Below are 2,991 nucleotides of genomic sequence, written 5' to 3' on the forward strand. Positions count from 1 at the left end.
GGCACGCTGCCCAGGTAGCGGCCGGTCGGGGTGGCGGTGGGAGGGCGTGCCACGAACACCAATGACGACAGCGCCGGAGTCAGGTCCGGATCGCGCAGTCGAGCGAGTGCCTCGGCGACCGACGTATCGGGGGTCAGCACAACCGGATTGGACGTCATCAGCCCGCCTGCGGTGTCCGGGGAGTGCTTCAGCAGGCGCCTTACCGGATCGGATTCATCGGGATCCATCCGGGCGAGCAACGCTTCGGCCTCGCCGGGGCTCATCGCACCGAGCAGGTCGGCGGCGTCGTCGGGATCCATTTCCTCTAAGACGTCGGCGGCGCGTTCGGTACCCAGGTGGCCGAGCACGGTGGCCTGGCGCTCCACCGGTAGCTCCTGCAGGATGTCGGCGAGCCGGGCGTTGTCCAGTGCGTTGACCACCTCGTAGCGGCGCTTGGGTGGTAGCTCACGGATGGCGTCGGCGACTTCGATCGGCCGCCACCCTTCGAATTGCTGGAGCAGTTGAGCGACCCCCTGATCCGGCATGGCGAGCGCCGATGGCGTCAGGCCCTGCACGTTGTGCCAGTCCACGACGTACACACCGGAGCGTCGGCCCAGCCGCCGCGGTTGTCGGACCGCGACGCGGGTCACGATCCAATCGCGGGTACGGGTCTGTTCGATGCCCAAGTCGGTGACCGCCACATCGGTGTCGGCCAACTCCGGCAGTTCGGGATCGCTGACCCGCACTTTGGTGTCGAGAACCTGCCCCAGCACCAGCACTTCGCCGGGGCGCTGGCTGAACCGGCGCAGTGACACGTTGCCGGTGTTGAGCGCTACCGCCTGGGGTTCGATTTCCGAGACCCGCAGAATCGGAATGAAAATCCTTCTACGAGAGGGCAATTCGACGACAAGGCCGAGAACCCGCGGTTGCTGGCGGACGATGCCGATGCTGATCACGACATCGCGGACCCGCCCGATGGATTCCCCAACCGGGCCGAGCACCAGCAGCCGGGCCAGCCGTGCCGCGTACACCCGGTTGATCGACGCCATGGTTGAAAGGGTAGGCAACTGGTGCAACTCGGGTGTGGTTGAGTGCAATCTGGCGCCAGCCGCAGGATGGCACTGGTGGTCGCGGCCAAGGGACGAGCAGCCGGGATGCGGCGTGGGGCCTCGCCGTTCGTCCCGCCAAACGGTTGACCGTCAACTCGCGGCGAGAGCCATCAGGCTGAACACCCAGATCAGCAGCAGGGCACCGCCGGTGATAACCCCGGCCAGCGCGAGACCGTAGCCGTTCTGGCCCGTCTGCCTGGTCTGCTGCATGGCCATGAATCCGAGGATTACCCCCACGATCGCCGTGATACCGCAGAAGAGCCCGAGCAGCGAGCAGACCAGTGACCCGATCGCCATCCCGTTAGTGCCGGGCGGCGCGGGCCGGTAGGGCGGGTAGCCGCCTTGGTAGCTCGGGCCGCCAGGGTAAGCCGGCTGTGCGGTCTCAGCGCCCGGATACGGAGGGGGGCCGCCCGGGTACGGCTGAGATGACAGGGGCGGCTGCGGGGGCGGTGGGTAACCTGAGGGAGGCGGCGGGAAGTCAGGCGGATATTCCGGATAGTCCACCGGCCAATAGGGGCTGTCCGACGGCTTCGGTGGCTGCTCCGGGGGTTGAAATGGCTGGTCAGGGTTGGTCATGCTCGCTCCCACTGTGCACCCGAAGTCCGTCCCGCCCGAGTCGCCTCGACACCTCGTCACTGTGGGGTTCGATGCGAGATCCACGCGTTTCCTCGCCGGTGTCGCCGAGCACTGCCATGCTAGTCAACCTATCGTAGGCACCAAGGCACGGCCTCGCACGTTGAACAGTCGATGGTGCGCGACGAGGGAGAGCATCGATGACCGGTCCGTTTCAGCCCGGACAGACCCCCGGTCCGCCGGGCACCCCGCGGCGCCGTGATCCGGTGCGGTTGCCCACTCCGCCCAAGGGCTGGCCGATCGGCTCGTACCCCACCTACGCCGAGGCTCAGCGTGCCGTGGACTACCTGTCTGATCAGGAGTTCCCGGTGCAGCAGGTGACCATCGTCGGTGTGGACCTGATGCAGGTCGAACGCGTCACCGGCCGCCTGACCTGGCCCAAAGTGCTCGGCGGCGGGGTGCTGACCGGCGCCTGGCTGGGCTTGTTCATCGGCCTGGTGCTGGGATTTTTCAGTCCCGACCCGTGGTCGGCACTGCTGGTCGGCCTGGTCGCCGGGGTATTCTTCGGCTTGATCACCTCGGCGGTCCCGTATGCGATGGCGCGTGGCACAAGGGATTTCAGCTCGACGATGCAACTGGTCGCGGGCCGCTACGACGTGCTGTGTGACCCGCAGAACGCGGAGAAGGCCCGGGACCTGCTGGCGCGGCTGACGCTCTGACCCCAGCCTGCACCGGGGTTGTTGCCAATCAGGCACGCTTGGCTCTACCGTTCTGGCGCGAGGCAAAACCCACAGACGCAGACGAGAGGACGGTGTCGTGGCGACTCGTCGTGGGCGCGCACGGCGAGTGGCCGCGATCGCGCTGTCGCTGGCAATCGCATGGGTGGGGTCGGCCTGCGGGCACGACGGCAGGGCCGGCAAGGGCCTGGTGATCAGCGTCTACACCCCGGCAGGGGATACCGCGACCTTCACCGCGGTGGCACAGCGCTGCAGCGAGCAGTTCGGCGGCCGGTTCGCCATCCGGCAGTTCAGCCTGCCGAAGAGCCCCGACGACCAGCGCTTGCAACTGGCACGTCGGCTCACCGGCAACGACCACACGCTCGACGTGATGGCGATGGACGTGATCTGGACCGCGGAATTCGCCGATGCGGGCTGGACGTTGCCGCTCTCCGATGACCCGGCCGGGCGTGCGGAAGCCGACGTCACCGGCGACACGCTGCCCGGCCCGCTTGCGACGGCCACCTGGCACCACAGGCTCTATGCCGCGCCCGTCACCACCAACACCCAGTTGCTCTGGTATCGCACCGACCTGATGGACAAGCCGCCGACGA

4 protein-coding genes are annotated in these 2,991 nt (G+C 67.7%); 2 read left to right on the top strand and 2 right to left on the bottom strand.

Annotation, left to right across the window (positions count from 1 at the left end; genetic code table 11):
* Both AC2VOP_RS02070 and AC2VOP_RS02075 read right to left on the bottom strand, forming a co-directional pair.
* A partial coding sequence (locus AC2VOP_RS02070) for a magnesium transporter MgtE N-terminal domain-containing protein (RefSeq protein WP_486959424.1) occupies window positions 1-1,028 on the bottom strand: 1,028 nt, incomplete at its 3' end.
* Between the two features lie 150 nt (window positions 1,029-1,178).
* Window positions 1,179-1,664: a DUF4190 domain-containing protein gene (locus tag AC2VOP_RS02075; RefSeq protein WP_486959425.1), complete on the bottom strand. Its 486-nt coding sequence runs from the start codon at window positions 1,662-1,664 to the stop codon at window positions 1,179-1,181.
* 197 nt (window positions 1,665-1,861) lie between these two features.
* Between AC2VOP_RS02075 and AC2VOP_RS02080 the strand changes: the two genes are divergently transcribed.
* Window positions 1,862-2,380 carry a YflT domain-containing protein gene (locus AC2VOP_RS02080; protein WP_486959426.1) on the top strand — a complete coding sequence of 173 codons (519 nt, stop codon included), beginning with the start codon at window positions 1,862-1,864 and terminating at the stop codon, window positions 2,378-2,380.
* A gap of 97 nt (window positions 2,381-2,477) precedes the next feature.
* Window positions 2,478-2,991 (top strand): extracellular solute-binding protein (locus tag AC2VOP_RS02085; protein WP_486959427.1); only part of this gene is annotated, 514 nt, incomplete at its 3' end.

Source organism: Mycobacterium sp. TH-M106 (assembly GCF_057473765.1).